The 17818-nt window shown below is 44.8% G+C and carries 11 protein-coding genes; 5 read left to right on the top strand and 6 right to left on the bottom strand.

All coding sequences use genetic code 11. The features are described 5' to 3' along the window. Window positions 1-4: 4 nt before the first annotated feature. The 5 genes from A4V03_RS18315 to rnr all read right to left on the bottom strand — a co-directional run bounded on the left by A4V03_RS18315 (window position 5) and on the right by rnr (window position 11306). Entirely contained in the window at window positions 5-3193 is a 3189-nt protein-coding gene (locus A4V03_RS18315; RefSeq protein ID WP_065539852.1) for a SusC/RagA family TonB-linked outer membrane protein, read from the bottom strand. A gap of 20 nt (window positions 3194-3213) precedes the next feature. Then, a complete protein-coding gene (locus tag A4V03_RS18310) occupies window positions 3214-4032 on the bottom strand; it encodes a glycoside hydrolase family 16 protein (protein WP_065539851.1) in 819 nt (272 codons plus the stop codon). Window positions 4033-4555: 523 nt separating this feature from the next. Beyond that, window positions 4556-8518: a hybrid sensor histidine kinase/response regulator transcription factor gene (locus A4V03_RS18305; protein ID WP_065539850.1), complete on the bottom strand. Its 3963-nt coding sequence runs from the start codon at window positions 8516-8518 to the stop codon at window positions 4556-4558. Window positions 8519-8651: 133 nt separating this feature from the next. Next, a complete protein-coding gene (locus A4V03_RS18300; protein ID WP_024986758.1) occupies window positions 8652-9131 on the bottom strand; it encodes a pyridoxamine 5'-phosphate oxidase family protein in 480 nt (159 codons plus the stop codon). Between the two features lie 18 nt (window positions 9132-9149). Further along, entirely contained in the window at window positions 9150-11306 is a 2157-nt protein-coding gene (rnr, locus tag A4V03_RS18295; RefSeq protein WP_065539849.1) for a ribonuclease R, read from the bottom strand. A gap of 224 nt (window positions 11307-11530) precedes the next feature. Here rnr and A4V03_RS18290 point away from each other — a divergent pair, with 224 nt between their 5' ends. Together A4V03_RS18290 and A4V03_RS18285 are read left to right on the top strand one after the other, a co-directional pair. Then, window positions 11531-12538: an NAD-dependent epimerase/dehydratase family protein gene (locus A4V03_RS18290; RefSeq protein ID WP_065539848.1), complete on the top strand. Its 1008-nt coding sequence runs from the start codon at window positions 11531-11533 to the stop codon at window positions 12536-12538. Further along, window positions 12529-13494, top strand: a complete 966-nt coding sequence (locus tag A4V03_RS18285; protein ID WP_065539847.1) for a phosphatase PAP2 family protein — start codon at window positions 12529-12531, stop codon at window positions 13492-13494. The genes A4V03_RS18290 and A4V03_RS18285 overlap by 10 nt, the downstream gene beginning before the upstream one ends. A 106-nt stretch (window positions 13495-13600) precedes the next feature. Here A4V03_RS18285 and dusB read toward each other — a convergent pair whose 3' ends face one another. Next, window positions 13601-14596 carry a tRNA dihydrouridine synthase DusB gene (gene dusB / locus A4V03_RS18280; protein ID WP_065539846.1) on the bottom strand — a complete coding sequence of 332 codons (996 nt, stop codon included), beginning with the start codon at window positions 14594-14596 and terminating at the stop codon, window positions 13601-13603. Between the two features lie 124 nt (window positions 14597-14720). Here dusB and A4V03_RS18275 point away from each other — a divergent pair, with 124 nt between their 5' ends. The 3 genes from A4V03_RS18275 to dprA are packed head-to-tail and all read left to right on the top strand — an operon-like array spanning window position 14721 to window position 17580. Further along, window positions 14721-16010, top strand: coding sequence for a peptidase U32 family protein (locus tag A4V03_RS18275; protein ID WP_065539845.1), 1290 nt, complete (start codon window positions 14721-14723; stop codon window positions 16008-16010). A gap of 47 nt (window positions 16011-16057) precedes the next feature. Then, a complete protein-coding gene (locus tag A4V03_RS18270; RefSeq protein ID WP_007757582.1) occupies window positions 16058-16459 on the top strand; it encodes an acyl-CoA thioesterase in 402 nt (133 codons plus the stop codon). Further along, window positions 16456-17580 carry a DNA-processing protein DprA gene (gene dprA / locus A4V03_RS18265; protein ID WP_065539844.1) on the top strand — a complete coding sequence of 375 codons (1125 nt, stop codon included), beginning with the start codon at window positions 16456-16458 and terminating at the stop codon, window positions 17578-17580. The genes A4V03_RS18270 and dprA overlap by 4 nt, the downstream gene beginning before the upstream one ends. Window positions 17581-17818 lie beyond the last annotated feature (238 nt).

Genomic DNA, 17818 nt, shown 5'->3' with positions numbered 1-17818 from the left:
CTTTTTAGAATTTCACATTTACATTAAAACCATAGCTTCTGCGTGAAGGCAACGAACCGTATTCAAGTCCCATACCGGTGGTATTGTTGTAGTTTGAATCCGGGTCGATATTCGGGATATTTTTCCATACGATGAACGGATTGCGGGCAACGAACGAAACGGTCAGTCCGCTTACTACATTCTTCAGCCAGGATTTGGGCACATTGTAACTCAACGTCAGTTCACGGCATTTCACGTATGAGTTGTCGTAAATAAACATAGAAGGCGCATTACGGCAAACGCTCATCCAGTAGTCTTCCGGATTGATGTAGATGTCGTTGGGGCGATACGTTCCGTCACCGTTGTCGATGACACCCGGAGCCACGAATCCGCCTGTCGGCTTCCAGTTGTCGGATCCTTTTGCAATGCCGGCTGCCAATCTTTCTTCTTCCGAGCGATACCAGGCGTCGCGGCCTGCCAATGTTTCCGGACTTTTACCTGATTCGTAAGCAGCACGGGCAGACATGGAATAGAGGTCGGCGCCTACTTTCACATCGAATACCGCTACCAGCGAAAGATTTTTGTAGGTAAAGTTGGTGAGTAATCCACCTGTCCAGTCCCAAGAGGCATTACCCAGTACGTGGTTGCTCTTGTCATATTGCGGCAGACCGGTTTGCGGGTCAATCAGAATATCTCCCCTTTCGTTCCGTTGGAAGTCCGGGCCTACAATAGAACCAAAGTTCTCACCTACCTTAGCGGCTATCTGAACGTCGAGCCAGGACGCCTTTTCCAGTTCAAACATATCCGATTTGCCATCCAGTTCTTTTACCTTGTTGCTGTTCTTGGAGAAGTTCAGATTAATGTCCCAGGAGAAATCGCGTGTTTGAATCGGTCGTGTGCTGAGGGCAATCTCAATACCTTTGTTTTCTATCTTGCCGGCATTAATCAGGCGATAGTTATAACCGGTTGTCCAGGAACTTGCCATTCCCATAATCTGGTTTTTACTGATTTGAGAATAGTAGGTGAAATCCAGTCCGATACGGTTCTTCAGGAATTTCAATTCCAATCCCATTTCCATGGAGTTTGTTTTGGTTGGTTTCAAGTCTTTGTTGGGGATGGTTCCGTTATCGATATATCCGATGGTATATCCGGGATACGCATATTTGGATTTCGTATAGACGAGTCCCAATTGATAAGGATCGGTATCGCTACCTACTTGCGCCCATGACATACGCACCTTTCCGTAAGGCAGGAGGTCGCCCAGTTTTGTCAGCTCGGAGAATACAAAGCTACCGGAGAAAGAAGGATACATATACATGTTGTTGCCAATGGGAAGGGTAGACGATTGGTCGCCACGCAACGTGGCATCGAGGTAAAGCATGTGTCTCCATCCCACGTTCACTGCTCCGTAAACCGAATTAATCTGTTTGCGGTAACTGCCGGGCACTACACTGATTTCGTTGAAGCTCGTCAGTGAAGGGACATCGCGTATCTTCATGTCTTGAGCGGTGGTAACGGTAGTCTGGTTGTTCACCTTATATACATTGCCGCCTAATGTAGCGTTGAAATCGAAATCACCCCAATGGTTGTTGTAGAGAGCCAACACTTCAAAGTTGTACATGCGGTTGCGGAAAGCACTGTTTTGAAGTCTTCCGGCTTCGAATCCGGGAGTGGTAGGCGCTTTGTAATCATCGAACGTGAACCAGTTGAGTTCGGCGCCCAACGTTGCCTGAAGTTTCAGATGTGGGTCGATGTTCCATACGGCCTTGCCGTTCATGCGGAACAAATCTTTCTTGGATTTATTGAAGTTCTTATAGATATCCCAGTACGGATTCACGTTGTAGGGATCCATGCCGTTCCAGTTGGAATATTCGCCGTCGGCAGTCTGATAGGTTCTCAGCCATTCCTGATCGTAGGTGGTGGCGAGGGTCATCAGGTTTTTACCGATATTAGACTTGCTGTCGCCCAGTGCCGGACGGTTCTTCACGTCTTCCCGTGTATAGTTGACGCTGAAATCCAAGTCTACCTTGCCCGCAGACGTATTGGCACGCAGGTTGAAAATGTCACGGCTCATGTGCGTTTGGGGAACAATGTCTTTATTGCGCATATCCGTATAGGTAAAGCGAATTCCGGTTTTTCCGCTGTTCACACCTACAATGGCGGAGTTGGTGGCGGTGATACCCGTGCGGAAGAAGTTGGACGTATTGTCGGGGACAATGAGGAAAGGGCGTTCCACGCCGTCGAAATACTTCAGCATGTTTGAACCGTCTGCTTTGGGGCCCCAACTTTTGTTTGTGTTGGATATGGCATCATAGCTATAAGTGCCGTTGCTTCCCATACCATATATTTGTTGCACATCGTTCCATTTGGCAAGTTGGGTGTCGAAAGTCAGCGTTCCGTTATATTCCACGCTGATTTTATCCTTGTTGGCGCGCTTGGTTGTAATCAAGATAACACCGTGGCTGGCACGGCTACCATAAAGTGCGGACGCCGCAGGGCCTTTCAATACCGACATGTTTTCTACGTCATCGGCATTGATGCTCGAAATACCGTCGCCCAAGTCGAAGCCACCGTTTGTACCGGCACTGCCGAAGTTGGTATTGTCCAGAGGTACACCGTCCACTACATAAAGAGGCTGGTTATTGCCGGTCATTTCGGTACTGCCTCGCAGAATAACGCGCGTAGAACCGGAAGGACCACCGGCAGTCTGGCTGACTACCAAGCCTGGCACACGTCCTGCCATGGAGTTGATAACATTCGTTTCTTTGGCTTTGGTCAAGGCTTCGCCTTTCACTTCGTCAATGCCGTAGCCCAACGCTTTGCGCTCTCTCTTGATGCCAAGGGCGGTAACTACGACTTCATCCAATGCTTTGGCATCCTCCTTCAAGGTGATGTTCAAAGGACCTCTTTCCGCTTTTACCTCTTCGGATTTATAACCCACATAGCTGACAACGAGCGTAGCTCCCGCTTTTACATTCAAACTGAAATTTCCATCCAGATCGGTAATCGTTCCGTTGGCAGTTCCTTTCTCCACTACGGAAGCCCCAATGATGGGCCCTGTGGCATCGCTCACTTTTCCGGTTACCTTGTTACTTTGTTGTTGAATAGCCTGGGAACTTGGTTCCGTTGCTGCATACACTTGCTGGAAACCTCCCGCCATCCAAAGGGCGAGTGTTCCGCAAAACAGTAGATACTTACATTTTTCCATATTCATAGCATGTATATTTAAGATTCCTATAATATTTTCACCCAGTCGATGTACATCTTCACTTTCTCACCGTCTTTCAGGCCCGTCAGTTTATTAATGTCGGTAATCCCTGTAAACGCACCTCCCACAGCGAGGTTGAACAAGATGTAGAAGTTGTCATGAAAGTATGTGTTCGAGCTAATGTCGAACGTATGAAACTTGACGTTGTCGACGGATATTGTCAGGCTGTTTTCATCCCAATCCAGAGAGTAGGTGTGATAATTGCCGTCTTGCAGGCTGTTGGCAACATTGGCTTTGTAGTATTGCTGTTCGTGAGCCGCTACGCTGGGACCATAGTGAATGGCGGTGTTCACTTGTTTTTCCGAATCGCCCGCAGCCATTCCGCTCTGTTCTCCCATTTCCATAATGTCTATTTCTCCGCATGCCGGCCATTCTTTGTCGTTGTCTCCCATCAGCCAGAACGCAGGCCACAGCCCGCCGTTGGTTTGGGGAAGCTTGATGCTTGCCTTTATCTTGCGATACTTGAAACTCTTTTTTCCTTTTGAATTGACCCTGCCTGAATAGATTTTATTTCCTTTGCGTTCGGCGGTAAGAATCAGAACCGATTTGTTCCCGTCCTTTCCAACCGATACATGGGCGGCATCGTATGCTTGCAGCTCCTGATTGGTCCAGCCGGGTTCATGAGTTTCTTTTGTCCATACTTTTTCGTCGAAAAAGTTGAAATCGTCTTTAAAAAAAAGAATGTCTTGTGGATTTTCTTCCGGTTCCGTTCCAATAGAGTCCGACGAACAGGATTGTTGCGCGAAGCAAACGGATAAAAATAGGACTAGTGCTACTTTTTTCATCGTTTTAGCATTTTAAAGATTAAACGTAAGATTGTGCTTTATACTTGTAAAGCTTGGTGCAAAGATGTTAATATCCGGCTGATGCGATGGTCAGATTGCTGACATATTAGGTTTGATTGCTGACAAATCCGCTGATTTTTATCGAACGGACGTTGTCTTACCCATTTTTTATCGAAGATTGTTGTTATAAAGAATGAGGTAATCCCCACAGTTTGCATGTACTTTCACAACCTGTAACCTTCGCATCGGCATTGTCAATCTTGGTCAATTGAACGGCTTGTATCTGAGAAGCCGACTGGAGTTGTCCACCTGGTCGACTGGAGTTGTCCAAGCAGCCGACTAGAGTCAGCCAGATGGACAACCCCAGTCGGCGATTAATAAATAGAAATGAAGGATACGATAAGACGGTGGTTTATCAGTAATAAGAAGGCTGATTCTTCATATTGGGGTAATGAATAAAATATATTCATAAACGTGTAGAAACGAGCTAGTTTTAATTCAAAAACCGAACATTAATGCTTGTCTACTTACCACTATATTTACTCGGCTGCATCCCGAATTGTTTCTTGAACAATGAACTGAAATACTTTGTGTTGACGAATCCGGTTTCGGCGGCGACATCGGTTACGCTTTTACCTTCTTTCAGCAGTTCGGCAGCTTTCTGTAACCGGATGATACGGATAAACTCTTGCGGTCCTTTTCCCGTCAGTGACTTAAGGCGACTGTAGAACAGTGTCCGGCTCATTGCCATTTCATGGCACAAGAGATTGATGTTGAAATCGGGTTCATCCAAATGTTCAAGAACAAACCGGGTAGCTTTCATGATAAACCGGCGGTCGCCTTCGGTCATTGTTTCGCTTGCTGTCGTTACGTTCTTGTTGTCGACACTTTCATTGTTTTCATTGTCGTCGCGTTTGCCGCCCGCTTCTACTTGAGCGATGGCTTGCCGCATGAAAAACTGTCGTTGCCTGTTTCGGTTGTCAATCAATCCTTGTACTTTCAGTTTCAGTATCTCTGTGCTGAATGGTTTGGGGATATAATCGTCCGCGCCTTTCTTCAATCCTTCCACTATTGCTTCGTGGTTAGCCTTTGCCGTCAGCAGAACGACGGGAATACCCGATGTGTCAGGATTTTCCTTGACCATTCTGCAAAGTTCGTCACCCCGTATGCCGGGCATCATGACGTCGGAGAGGATGATGTCCGGATATTCATTGGCAAGACAGGCGATAGCTTCGTGTCCGTCGGCAACATCAATCACCCGATAGAGGTGTTCAAAGGTCTGACGGAGGTAGTGACGGAGAGTTTCGTGGTCTTCTACAATGAGCAATGTATTCCGGTCGTCCGGATCTTTTATTTTATCCGTCTCGGGGCTGTTATTATCCGATGTGTCGGCAAGGTGTTCGAGGGATGGCTCATGCGACATGGGTTCGGCTATGGTGGTAGTTCGCGGCAATGTGACGGTGAAAGTAGTTCCTTTGCCCTCCTCGGAACAGAACGTGATTTTACCATGCAGCATTTTTACAATGCGCTGCACCTGCAACAGTCCGAATCCGGTTCCTTCTTCTTGTGACTGCCGGGCATTCTCGGCTCTGTAAATATCGGAGAAGATATGCTTTTTCGCTTTCTTCGGTATGCCTATTCCGTTATCCTTCAACGAAAGGACGGCTTTGCGCTTCGTGGTTTTCAAATCCAGACTGATTTCTCCCTGAGGCATGGTGTATTTGCAGGCATTGGAGAGAAGATTGTCAAGCAACATCTCTATCAGGTGTTTGTCTGCCGCAACGAAAACAGATTCGTCGGGTTGGGTCAGATTCAGTGTCAACTGCTTCTTCTCGCAAAAGGACCGGAAGACGGAGACTTCTTTCAGCAAAACTTCATTCAGACAAAGCGGAACCGATGAAGAAGATGGTTTGTGGGCGTCTACTTTCTCAAATTCGAGCAACTGTGTGATGAGCGAATGGAGTTTCCGGGTACTTTCATGGGCCAGATTCAGGTAATAACGGGCTTTGTCTGAGAGATCCTGTTCCCGGTTCAAATCCTCCAGAGGTGCCATGATAAGCGTCACCGGCGTGCGAATGTCGTGTGCCGTGTCGATAAAGAAACGTATTTTGTCTTCGTCATATCTCTTTTGGAGCTGATTGCTCTTATAGCGCAGGATGAAATAGAAAACGAAGCCTATTATAAATAGGTAAACAGTCCAAGCCCACCACGAGTTCCACCATGGCTGGTTCACTTTCACTTCTAAGGTGCTTTCGGCGATAGTTTTTCCGTCGCTGCGCCGCAGGCTGCGCACCTTAAAAAGATAAGTGCCCGGTGATACCTTGGTGTAGGATGCCTTCCCCTCGGCAGATGGTTGGCTCCAGTCATTGTCATACCCCTCTAAAATATGCTGATAGACAATGTCGCGCTGGAAACGATAGTTGATAGATTCAAAAGAAACGGTAAACGAGTTGTGTTTATAGCCGAGCTGCACCGCACGGTCGGCAAGCATATCATGGATGGCAGGTTTCAACGATTCTTCTTCCTTGGCGTTTTGATAATCAACCGTCAGCCCCGTGAAACGCAAGAGCGTCCAGTAGTCTACGGTTGAAATGTCGAGTGGCATGATAAAGACAGCGCCATCCGTGCTACCATACACAAACTCGCCGTTCATCAACCGGGCAAATGAGGATTTGTTATATTCCTTGTCTATGTTGCCTGCATAGTTGAGGTTCGACACGTGCAGGCTGTCTATCAAGGCAATTCCTTTTCCGGTGCTGACCCACAAGCGTTTCTTGTCGTCTCGCTGCAAACTATATATATCGTTGGACGGCAATCCTTCTTGAACAGTGAAAGTCTTTACCGTCCGGTTTTTCATGTCATATAGGTTCAATCCTCCCCCTTCGGTTCCCAGCCACACGGTTCCGTCGTCATTGAACAGCATAGAGATGATATAAGCACTGACATTCTGATTGTGAAATTCCTGGGAATTGGCATAGTGCTGTATATTCCCTGTATGTTTGTCCACCAGAAAGAAGCCGTTGACGGTAGCCACCGCTATCCGGTTTCGGTCGATAGGCTCAATAGACTGTACCCAATTCACGTCGAAAGACCGTCTGCTGCCTTTTTCTTTTTCAAACATGATCAGGCATCCGTCCAGACCTCCTATCCATAAGTCTCCCTCCATGTCTTGTCTGACGGAGAAAATATAATTGGTGGTCAATTGTCCTTGTTGCTTGGTGAGATGGCGTAACACGCGTCCGTTGTTATCCAATAGATACACTCCGTCTCCGTACGTTCCTACCCATACGTTCCCATTCTCGGATGTGCAGAGAGAAATGGTTACGATTTCTTTCAGCACGTGTTTCCAGGTGCCTGACAGGGTGTTCCGGATGCTGATTCCATCATCGGTAGCAAACCATTGGCTGCCATCCGGGTTTTCTTCAATATCATTTACATTGTTGCTGATGAGAGAATGGGTATTTCCTTTTTCGTGTGTGAATATCGAAATGGGATGTTTCAGCAGGATAGCCACGGATACGCCTCCCGTATAGCTGCCTATCCAGATGTTGCCCTGATCGTCTCTGGTTACGGCGTATACACCGTTTCCGCGCAGGTAAGTATCTGTGTCATCTTTGGTATTCATCAGTAAACGGGCTTGCTTGGTATCCTTGTCTATCGCATACACACCGCCACCGTCCACGCCTATGAGTATGGTATGTACATCATAGTCTGTAATTGCCCGTATCGGATGAAGGAACGTGCTCCCTTGTCCCTCCAACGCAAGCACTTTGGAAGTGTCGAGGTTCATCACCGACAAACCGCTGCCAAATGTGCCTATCCAGAGTTCTTTCTTCGGTTTGTCGCAGAACAATGTTTGTATATTCCACCCCTCCAGCAGTTGGCGTTTCTTATCCGGCAGGGCGTGTGACAGTTGCCAGACTCCGTTAGAAGTACCCACATAAAGCGACTCGCCGGCCAATGCGATGTCGTTGACATATTGTCCTTTCAGTACGGCAACTATACGATGGTCCGCTTCTTGCTTGTATAGTCCTTTATCCGCTCCCATCCACCAGGTTCCGTCACTATCCAGACAGAGTTTGTTCAAGATGACTTCTTCCTGAATCAATTGTCCCAGGTGGAGGACTAGTTCAAAATGATCCTGGATGGGGGAGTATTGGTAAATTCGTCCGGTATGGTCGTAGGCAAACAGTCCTTGTTGTGCGTCGTACAATAAGTAAAGTCTGCGTCCGGCAAGATCGCCATAATAGAAACTGCCCGGCAAATCATAGTTCTTTACCGTATGACCGTTGTATCTGTCTATTCCGGTTTTTGTAGCAATCCACATAGCGCCGTCTCCATCTTCGACAATCGAGAAAACACGTTGGCTACTAAGGCCTTCTGCATAGCCTACATGCCTGACATCGAACATCCGGTTGGTCAGTTCGGCTTTGACAGCCATGCTTATCATTAGTAGTAAGGTGATAACAAGATTAAAACGAACCATATTCTTTTAATTGTTGACATCACAAAGATAAAGTTTCTTTAGAAAATCCCAACAGGATAGGGTGTGAAATTAGAAGGAATATTCAGTAAATGTTCCTATGTAAAGCCGTATTGTCGAAAACCGGAAAACCGCTTCATGGCTTTTCGTTGGCTCGCAGACCGAAGACTTTTCCCGTCATCTGATCGATACGTACTTGCCATACTTTGACATTACGTACCGCAGGATCGGAATAGCTGAACTCACTATCCGTGTAATGACGCATGATAATATCCAGTGCACGGCGTTTTTCGTCCATATCTTCTATGAATGTCACTTTTCCACGGCATATGGCGCTTTCGGAACGCATGCTGTAACTGCAGGCTACTTTCTCATGCTGATATACGAGTTTATGACCGACGCTGAAAGTGATGCATACATTATTATTATGTTCCAACATCTCCAACTTGCTGCCTTCAGGACCCGAATGAAGGTATAGGGTGCCATTCTCATAGCCGAAGTTCATCGGGATTACGTAGGGATTACCTTCCAAATCAGTAATGCCTACAAAACAGGCATCGCAATGGAGAATAATGGACTCGATTCGTTGTTTATCTTCAATAATGACAGTTTTCATAATGGCTGTTTGGTGAATTTACTTTTCTATCAATTCAAAATCCAATTGTTTCTTTTCCAGATTGGCACGAGCTATCCGAACAGTAATAGCGTCTCCCAAACTGTATGTTTTGTTTTTGCGGCGTCCGCGAAGACAATAGTTCTTCTCGTCGAATTCGTAGTAGTCGTCATCCAAGTCGCGGACAGGCACCAGACCTTCACATTTGTTCTCGTTCAGTTCTACATAAAGTCCCCACTCGGTTACGCCGGAGATTACACCGTCGTAAATCTGCCCCAGACGTTCGCTCATAAATTCCACCTGTTTATATTTGATGGAAGCACGTTCGGCATTGGCTGCAATTTGTTCCATGTTCGAGCTGTGGTTGCAGAGGTCTTCGTACTTAGCTTCGGATACGCTGCGTCCTCCGTCCATATACTTCGTCACCAAACGGTGTACCATCATGTCCGGAAAACGGCGGATGGGAGAAGTAAAGTGAGTGTAATATTCGAATGCTAGTCCGTAGTGGCCGATGTTATGGGTTGAGTAACGTGCTTTCTGCATGGCACGGATGGATACGGTTTCTATCAGGTTCTCTTCTTTCTTTCCGTGTATGTCGTCCAATAAATGATTGATGGATTTTGAAATATCAGTCTTCGTTCCGCTTGTACGCACTTTGTAGCCGAAGCGTGCGATGAACTGTGACAAGTTCTCCAACTTCTCCGGATCGGGCAGGTCGTGGATACGGTAAGGAAGCACTTTGGCTTTCTTGTTCTTCGGCACACGTCCTATCTTTTCTGCTACGGTCTTGTTAGCGAGCAACATGAATTCTTCCACTAGTTTATTGGCATCTTTTGACTCCTTGAAGTAGACGCTGATTGGTTTTCCTTTTTCGTCAATTTCGAACTTCACTTCGTAGCGGTCGAAGTTAATGGCTCCTGCAGAGAAGCGTTTTTCGCGCAGTGCTTTGGCAATCGTATCTAATGTGAGTACTTCTTCTTTGAAGTCTCCTTCTTTTGTTTCTATGATTTGTTGCGCCTCTTCGTAGGTGAAGCGACGGTCGGAGTTGATAACCGTATGTACGATGCGTGAGTCTCTGACTTCTCCTTTTTCCGTAATATCGAAGATAACGGAGAAAGCTAGTTTCTCTTCGTTCGGGCGGAGTGAACAAATGAAGTTACACAGCCGTTCGGGAAGCATCGGGATGGTACGGTCTACCAAATAAACGGAAGTTGCCCGCTTTTCTGCTTCCTTGTCGATGATGCTGCCTTCTTTTACGTAATGTGTCACGTCGGCAATGTGTACGCCTACTTCCCACAATCCGTCCTTTAGCTTGCGGATGGAAAGTGCGTCGTCAAAATCTTTGGCGTCTTTCGGGTCGATGGTGAAAGTTGTTACCTTACGGAAATCTTCGCGTTTGGCAATCTCTTCTGCTGAAATCTCGGCAGGAATCTTGTCCGCAGCTTTCTCTACTGCTTTCGGATATACATACGGCAGACCGAACTCCGCAAGAATGGCGTGCATCTCTGTGTTGTTGTCGCCGGCCTGACCTAATATATCTATTACTTGTCCGATAGGATTCTTTGCCTTGTCCGGCCATTCGGTTACTTTCACAATGGCTTTATCTCCGGTCTTTCCGCCTTTCAGCTTATCTTTCGGGATGAAAATATCATTGGCTAATGTACGGTTCTCTGTCACCAGGAATGCGTATGACTTGGCCACTTCCAGTGTGCCGACGAAAGTATCGTTTGCACGCTCCAGTATTTCTATCACTTCTCCTTCTGCCTCTCTGTTTTTCCGTTTGGCATAGAAGGTGATCTTTACTTTGTCATTGTTCATGGCATGTGCCGAATTGCGTTCGGCTACAAATATCGGCTCGCCTCCTCCTTCAGGAATAAAGGAATTCTTGCCATTGCTTTTCCGTTGGAAAGTGCCTACCATCTCTGTCCCATGATTGGTGAGACGGAATTTTCCTTTTTCTATTTCAGAAATATAATCGTCAGCTAAAAGGTCATGTAATATATCGACGCATAACATTTTTTGCGGATGGGTAGTGAGACGCAATTCCGAAAATATATATTTCATACTCAAGGTCTCGCTGGATTTGGCATGGAAAAAGTCTATTAATAATGCTGCCAGCTCTTTCTTACTCATTCTTTTGCCGGCCTTTTTCTCTTTCTTTTCTTTCTTTTTTGCCATATTATATGGAATTTATTAGTAGTTCAATCATTGATAGGATACAAAGTAAACAAATTTTTGGTTAGTTTGTTGTCAAGGTCTGTTTATTTTTTGATTTGCTTTTCTGTAAAGTATTTAATTTGATAGAGATATATTGCTTTGGAAGATTTTTATTTTATATTTATCGTATCTTTGTGGCATCATATTCTTTCAATTAATATTCATGTAGGATCTGAAAAGTAATAATGGAAAGTATTTTAATTACAGGCGCGAGTGGTTTTATCGGCAGTTTCATCGTGGAGGAAGCGTTGAAGCGAAAGTTTGGTGTGTGGGCCGGGATTCGTCCTACGAGTAGCAAGCAGTATTTGAAAAACCGGGAAATCCACTTTCTGGAACTGGATTTTGCGCACCCTGATGAACTTCGTGCCCAACTCTCCGGTCATAAAGGCACTTACAACAAATTTGATTATATCATTCATTGTGCCGGTGTTACAAAATGCCCCGACAAGAACTCTTTTGACTATGTGAATTATCTTCAGACCAAATATTTTATCGATACGTTGAAGGAGCTGGATATGGTTCCGAAACAGTTTATCTATATCAGTACATTGAGTGTGTTCGGACCTGTACGTGAGAAAGACTATACTCCGATAAAAGCGGACGACTCTCCGATGCCCAATACTGCTTATGGATTGAGCAAACTGAAAGCGGAGTTGTATATTCAGAGTATGCCCGGCTTCCCTTATGTCATTTATCGTCCTACAGGGGTCTATGGACCTCGTGAAGCCGATTACTATCTGATGGCGAAATCTATTCAGAAACATGTTGATTTCTCGGTCGGTTTCCGTCGTCAGGACTTGACCTTTGTGTATGTGAAAGATATTGTGCAGGCTATTTTCCTGGGAATAGAGAAAAAAGTGGTTCGTAAGGCGTATTTCTTGACAGATGGGAAAGTTTATAAAAGCCGTGCCTTTTCGGATTTGATACAAAAAGAATTGGGTAATCCGTTTGTTCTTCACTTGAAATGTCCATTAATTGTGCTAAAAGTTATATCTTTGTTCGCTGAATTCATTGCTACACGTTCCGGGAGGAGCAGTACTCTGAATTCGGATAAATATAAGATAATGAAACAACGCAACTGGCAATGCGATATAACCCCGGTAATGGATGAACTGGGGTATGTGCCCGAGTATGATTTGGAAAAGGGAGTTCGGGAAACCATTGCCTGGTATAAAAATGAAGGATGGCTTTAGACTTATTTAAGCGCGTAGAAACCCGGAAAGGGTTGTTTGCTGTGGAAAAGATTACATTGATTTATAATCTGTTGACTTCCATATTGATTCTGTTCCTGTTTCAGCGGATGGATCATCCATGGCACATGTTGCTGGATAGGGCGATGATCGCGGCTATGACTTTTTTATTGATGTATCTTTATCGTCTTGCTCCCTGTAAATTTTCGGCGTTTGTGCGTATTGTCATTCAGATGAGCCTGCTGTCTTACTGGTATCCGGATACTTTCGAATTCAATCGTTTCTTCCCGAATTTAGATCATGTATTTGCAACTGCCGAGCAGTTTATTTTCAATGGGCAGCCTGCTATTTGGTTCTGCCATACGTTTCCACATCTTATAGTCAGCGAGGCATTCAATATGGGATATTTCTTTTATTATCCGATGATGCTGATTGTGACTCTATTCTATTTCATTTATAAGTTTGAGTGGTTCGAAAAGATGTCTTTTGTGCTTGTCACTTCTTTCTTTATTTACTATCTGATTTATATATTCGTTCCTGTTGCAGGCCCTCAATTTTATTTTCCTGCCATTGGTATTGATAATGTATCTAAAGGTATTTTTCCTGCTATCGGTGATTATTTCAATTATAATCAGGAGTTACTTCCCGGGCCGGGCTATCAGCACGGATTCTTTTATAGTCTGGTGGAAAGCTCGCAGCAAGTGGGTGAACGTCCTACGGCGGCATTTCCCAGTTCGCATGTAGGCATTTCTACTATTCTGATGATTATGGCTTGGCGCGGCAGCAAGAAGCTGTTTGCTTGTCTTATACCTTTCTATATGTTGCTCTGTGGGGCTACCGTATATATTCAGGCGCATTATGTGATTGATGCCGTTGTTGGTTTCTTCTCTGCATTCCTGTTGTATGTGGTCGTAACTTGGATGTTTAAAAAGTGGTTTGCGCAGCCGATGTTTAAATAGAAACCAAAGACCTTGACTTTTAATTACATCATGTTATTTGATTACACCAGGTTATTCTTCAGGAACAAGTACAAGCTCCTGAAGAATAGGTATAATAGGTGTTGATTTAAGTTTCCGGATTTTCTTTGCGTTGGGAAGTGATTTCATCAAATATCCGGAAAAGTTCTTCTTTTGTTTCTGCCCTTAACATCGCAATACGTGTGTTGCGGAAGTTAGGGATTCCCTTGAATAGAGGACTTGCGGCCAGATGACGGCGTACGTGCAAAATGCCTCTACGCTCATCAAGCAGATTGACGCTGTCTACCACTTCCTGACGAAGTACTTCCATACACCATTCAAAACTAAGTGGAGGTAATTCTTCACCTGTCTCTAAATAGTGTTTTACTTCCTTGAATATCCATGGACGACCGAAGCTGGCGCGACCGATCATTACAGCATCTACTCCATAACGGTCAAAACACTCCTTACAGCGTTGAGGACTGGTCACGTCTCCATTACCGATAATGGGAATATGCATTCTCGGATTATTCTTCACTTCGCCTATCAGTGTCCAGTCTGCCTCTCCGGTATACATCTGCGCGCGGGTACGACCATGTATAGTCAATGCGGCTATGCCACAATCTTGCAATTGTTCCGCTAATTCTACAATTACTTTATTGTTTGCATCCCATCCCAAACGAGTCTTCACTGTTACGGGTATTTTCACCGCATCCACTACAGCACGGGTGATTTCCAGCATCTTGGGGATATTTTGTAGCATACCTGCTCCAGCTCCTTTTCCAGCTACTCTTTTCACCGGGCAGCCGAAGTTAATATCCAGAATGTCAGGTTGTGCCTGTTCTACAATCTTGGCAGCTTCCACCATTGTCTCCGTATCCTTTCCGTATATCTGGATGGCGACAGGACGTTCTGCATCGCTGATACTTAGTTTCTGTGCAGTCTTGCTGACAGCACGTATCAGTGCGTCACTCGATACAAACTCGGTATACACCATGTCTGCTCCGAATTTCTTGCACATCAGGCGGAAAGCCGGATCGGTTACATCCTCCATCGGGGCAAGTAAGATAGGGCTTTTTCCTAAATCTATATGGGCTATTTTCATTTACGAGCCTGCTATTTATTGTTTATGATTGAAGTAACTTCTTGTTTTCGCTGCAAAAATACGGAAAAAAGCCTACCTTTGTACGCATTCATTTGCTTAACTGATACAAATAAGTATATATTCTATGAGTCTTAGTTTGAAAGATTTTGAAATAATGGCTCCTGTGGGGTCGCGCGAATCTCTTGCTGCGGCCATTCAGGCAGGTGCCGATTCTATTTATTTCGGTATAGAAAACCTGAATATGCGTGCCCGTTCGGCTAATACATTCACCATTGATGATTTGCGGGAAATAGCCCGTACGTGTGATGAGCACGGGATGAAGAGTTATCTGACGGTCAACACGATTATCTATGATAAAGATATCCCTCTGATGCATACCATTGTCGATGCAGCCAAGGAAGCCGGAATTTCTGCGGTGATTGCGGCTGATGTGGCAGTGATGAATTATGCCCGTCAGATAGGGCAGGAGGTGCATCTTTCCACTCAATTGAATATTTCCAATGCGGAGGCATTGAAATTCTACGCGCAATTCGCAGATGTGGTAGTATTGGCCCGTGAGTTGAATCTGGAGCAGGTAGCCGAGATTTATCGTCAGATACAGGAAGAACATATCTGTGGTCCGAGCGGCGAACAACTTCGTATCGAAATGTTCTGCCACGGTGCGCTTTGTATGGCAGTATCGGGTAAATGCTATCTCTCTTTGCATGAGATGAATCATTCTGCCAATCGCGGTGCTTGTATGCAGGTATGTCGCCGTTCTTACACGGTTCGTGATAAGGAAACGGATGTGGAATTGGATATTGATAACGAGTATATCATGTCTCCCAAAGACTTGAAGACCATCCATTTTATGAATAAAATGTTGGATGCCGGTGTACGTGTATTCAAGATTGAAGGTCGTGCCCGTGGACCTGAGTATGTACGTACGGTGGTTGAATGTTATAAAGAAGCTATCAAGGCTTATTTAGATGGAACATTCACCGACGAAAAGATTGCGGCTTGGGATGAACGCCTGAAAACCGTATTCAACCGTGGCTTTTGGGATGGATATTACTTGGGACAGCGTTTGGGCGAATGGACCAGGAATTATGGTTCGGCAGCTACGGAACGTAAGATTTATGTAGGTAAGGGTATCAAATACTTCTCTAATATCGGAGTTTCCGAATTCCTGGTAGAAGCTGCTGAAGTAAGTGTAGGCGATAAGCTTCTCATAACAGGACCGACTACCGGTGCCCTATTTATGACTTTGGAAGAAGCCCGTGTTGACTTGGAACCTGTGCAAACAGTGAAGAAAGGACAGCATTTCTCCATGAAATCGGATAAGATACGTCCCAGTGACAAGCTGTATAAACTGGTATCGACCGAAGAATTGAAGAAGTTCAAAGGGCTCGATATTGAGCAAAAAAGAGGCTGACCGTTATCTCTCAATCCTCAATTCTTAATCCTTAATTCTCAAATTAAATGAACTATATCTATGAATTGGAAATGAAGGTTCGCGATTACGAATGTGACCTTCAAGGTATTGTCAATAATGCTAACTATCAGCACTATCTGGAACATACCCGTCATGAATTTTTAACTTCGGTGGGTGTCAGTTTTGCTGCACTTCATGAGCAAGGAGTCGATCCGGTAGTGGCACGCATTAGTATGGCATTCAAGACTCCATTGAAAAGCGGAGATGAGTTTGTCTCGAAACTATATATGAAAAAGGAAGGTATCAAATATGTATTTTATCAGGATATCTTCCGTAAGAATGATAATAAAGTAGTAGTGAAATCCACTGTTGAAACGGTATGTGTGGTAAACGGACGTTTAAGTGACAGCGAATTGTTCGATAATGTTTTTGCCCCCTACCTGAAATGAACAGCTCCGAAGAAGAACAAATTTATAGTATTGCTCTGACAATGGTGCCAGGTATCGGGCACATAGGGGCGAAACGTCTGATAGACGGAATGGGCAATGCCGTTGATGTTTTCCGCCTGCGCAAAGAAATACCGGAACGTATTCCTGAAGTAAGTCAACGGGTGATAGAGGCATTGGATTGTCCGCAAGCTATTGCCCGCGCCGAACAGGAATATGAATTTATCCGGAAGAATCGGATCTCCTGTCTGTCCTTTTATGATGAAGCTTATCCTTCCCGTTTGCGGGAATGTGAAGATGCCCCTGTTGTTCTTTTCTTTAAAGGAAATGCCGATCTAAATTCCCTTCATGTAATAAATATGGTAGGAACCCGCAATGCCACGGATTATGGAACCCACATCTGTGCCTCCTTCTTGCGGGATTTGAAAACGCTTTGTCCTGATGTGCTGGTTGTCAGCGGCCTTGCTTATGGAATCGATATTCATGCGCATCGTGAAGCGTTGGCTAATGAACTGTCTACGGTAGGTGTTTTAGCTCATGGGTTGGATCGTATTTATCCTCATGTCCATCGGAAAACGGCTGTCGATATGCTTGAAAGAGGGGGATTACTGACCGAATTTCTGTCCGGAACGAATCCCGATCGCCATAATTTTATCAGTCGAAACCGTATTGTTGCCGGTATGTGTGATGCTACCATCGTCATTGAGTCGGCAGAAAAGGGAGGTTCATTGATTACAGCCGAACTTGCTGAAGGTTATCATCGCGATTGTTTCGCTTTCCCCGGTCGCACGAGTGATGAATATTCGAAAGGATGTAATCGGTTGATTAGGGATAATAAAGCATCCCTGTTATTATCTGCCGAAGATTTTGTGCAGGCTATGGGCTGGAATATGCCGACGACTCTTTCAGAAAAGGTAAGTGTGCAACGTAGTCTTTTTATCGAATTGTCTGAAGAAGAACAGAAGATAGTCGCTATTTTGGAGAAACTGGGAAATCTGCAAATCAATTCTCTTGTGGTAGAAGCAGATATTCCCGTAAATAAGATGGCTGCTATTCTTTTCGAACTGGAAATGAAAGGGGTGATTCGTGTATTGGCAGGAGGAATGTATCAGTTATTGAATTAACTCACATGAACTAATCTCACATATAGACATAAAAAAAGGAGCAACGCCTTGCTCCAACCTTTGTTAACCTTAAATCTAATACTATGAAAAAAATCACATGACAAATGTAAGCCTTTGTCTTGTCCTTTCCAAATAATTTTATTGTATTTGTTTCTCTTTTGAATTCTTTTACGGATTTTCACTGTTAACGAGCACAATGTGCTTCTATTCCCAATGATGTTCGAGATTCTATATGGAT

This window comes from Bacteroides caecimuris (assembly GCF_001688725.2).
Taxonomy (GTDB): Bacteria; Bacteroidota; Bacteroidia; order Bacteroidales; family Bacteroidaceae; genus Bacteroides; species Bacteroides caecimuris.
This window is presented reverse-complemented; position numbering and strand designations above follow the sequence as displayed.

What these genes read in the sequence shown, in the direction of transcription:
- A4V03_RS18315 (WP_065539852.1), bottom strand. Translation starts at nt 3,193, where the DNA reads ATGAATATGGAAAAATGTAAGTATCTACTGTTTTGCGGAACACTCGCC.
- A4V03_RS18310 (WP_065539851.1), bottom strand. Translation starts at nt 4,032, where the DNA reads ATGAAAAAAGTAGCACTAGTCCTATTTTTATCCGTTTGCTTCGCGCAA.
- A4V03_RS18305 (WP_065539850.1), bottom strand. Translation starts at nt 8,518, where the DNA reads ATGGTTCGTTTTAATCTTGTTATCACCTTACTACTAATGATAAGCATG.
- A4V03_RS18300 (WP_024986758.1), bottom strand. Translation starts at nt 9,131, where the DNA reads ATGAAAACTGTCATTATTGAAGATAAACAACGAATCGAGTCCATTATT.
- rnr (WP_065539849.1), bottom strand. Translation starts at nt 11,306, where the DNA reads ATGGCAAAAAAGAAAGAAAAGAAAGAGAAAAAGGCCGGCAAAAGAATG.
- A4V03_RS18290 (WP_065539848.1), top strand. Translation starts at nt 11,531, where the DNA reads ATGGAAAGTATTTTAATTACAGGCGCGAGTGGTTTTATCGGCAGTTTC.
- A4V03_RS18285 (WP_065539847.1), top strand. Translation starts at nt 12,529, where the DNA reads ATGGCTTTAGACTTATTTAAGCGCGTAGAAACCCGGAAAGGGTTGTTT.
- dusB (WP_065539846.1), bottom strand. Translation starts at nt 14,596, where the DNA reads ATGAAAATAGCCCATATAGATTTAGGAAAAAGCCCTATCTTACTTGCC.
- A4V03_RS18275 (WP_065539845.1), top strand. Translation starts at nt 14,721, where the DNA reads ATGAGTCTTAGTTTGAAAGATTTTGAAATAATGGCTCCTGTGGGGTCG.
- A4V03_RS18270 (WP_007757582.1), top strand. Translation starts at nt 16,058, where the DNA reads ATGAACTATATCTATGAATTGGAAATGAAGGTTCGCGATTACGAATGT.
- dprA (WP_065539844.1), top strand. Translation starts at nt 16,456, where the DNA reads ATGAACAGCTCCGAAGAAGAACAAATTTATAGTATTGCTCTGACAATG.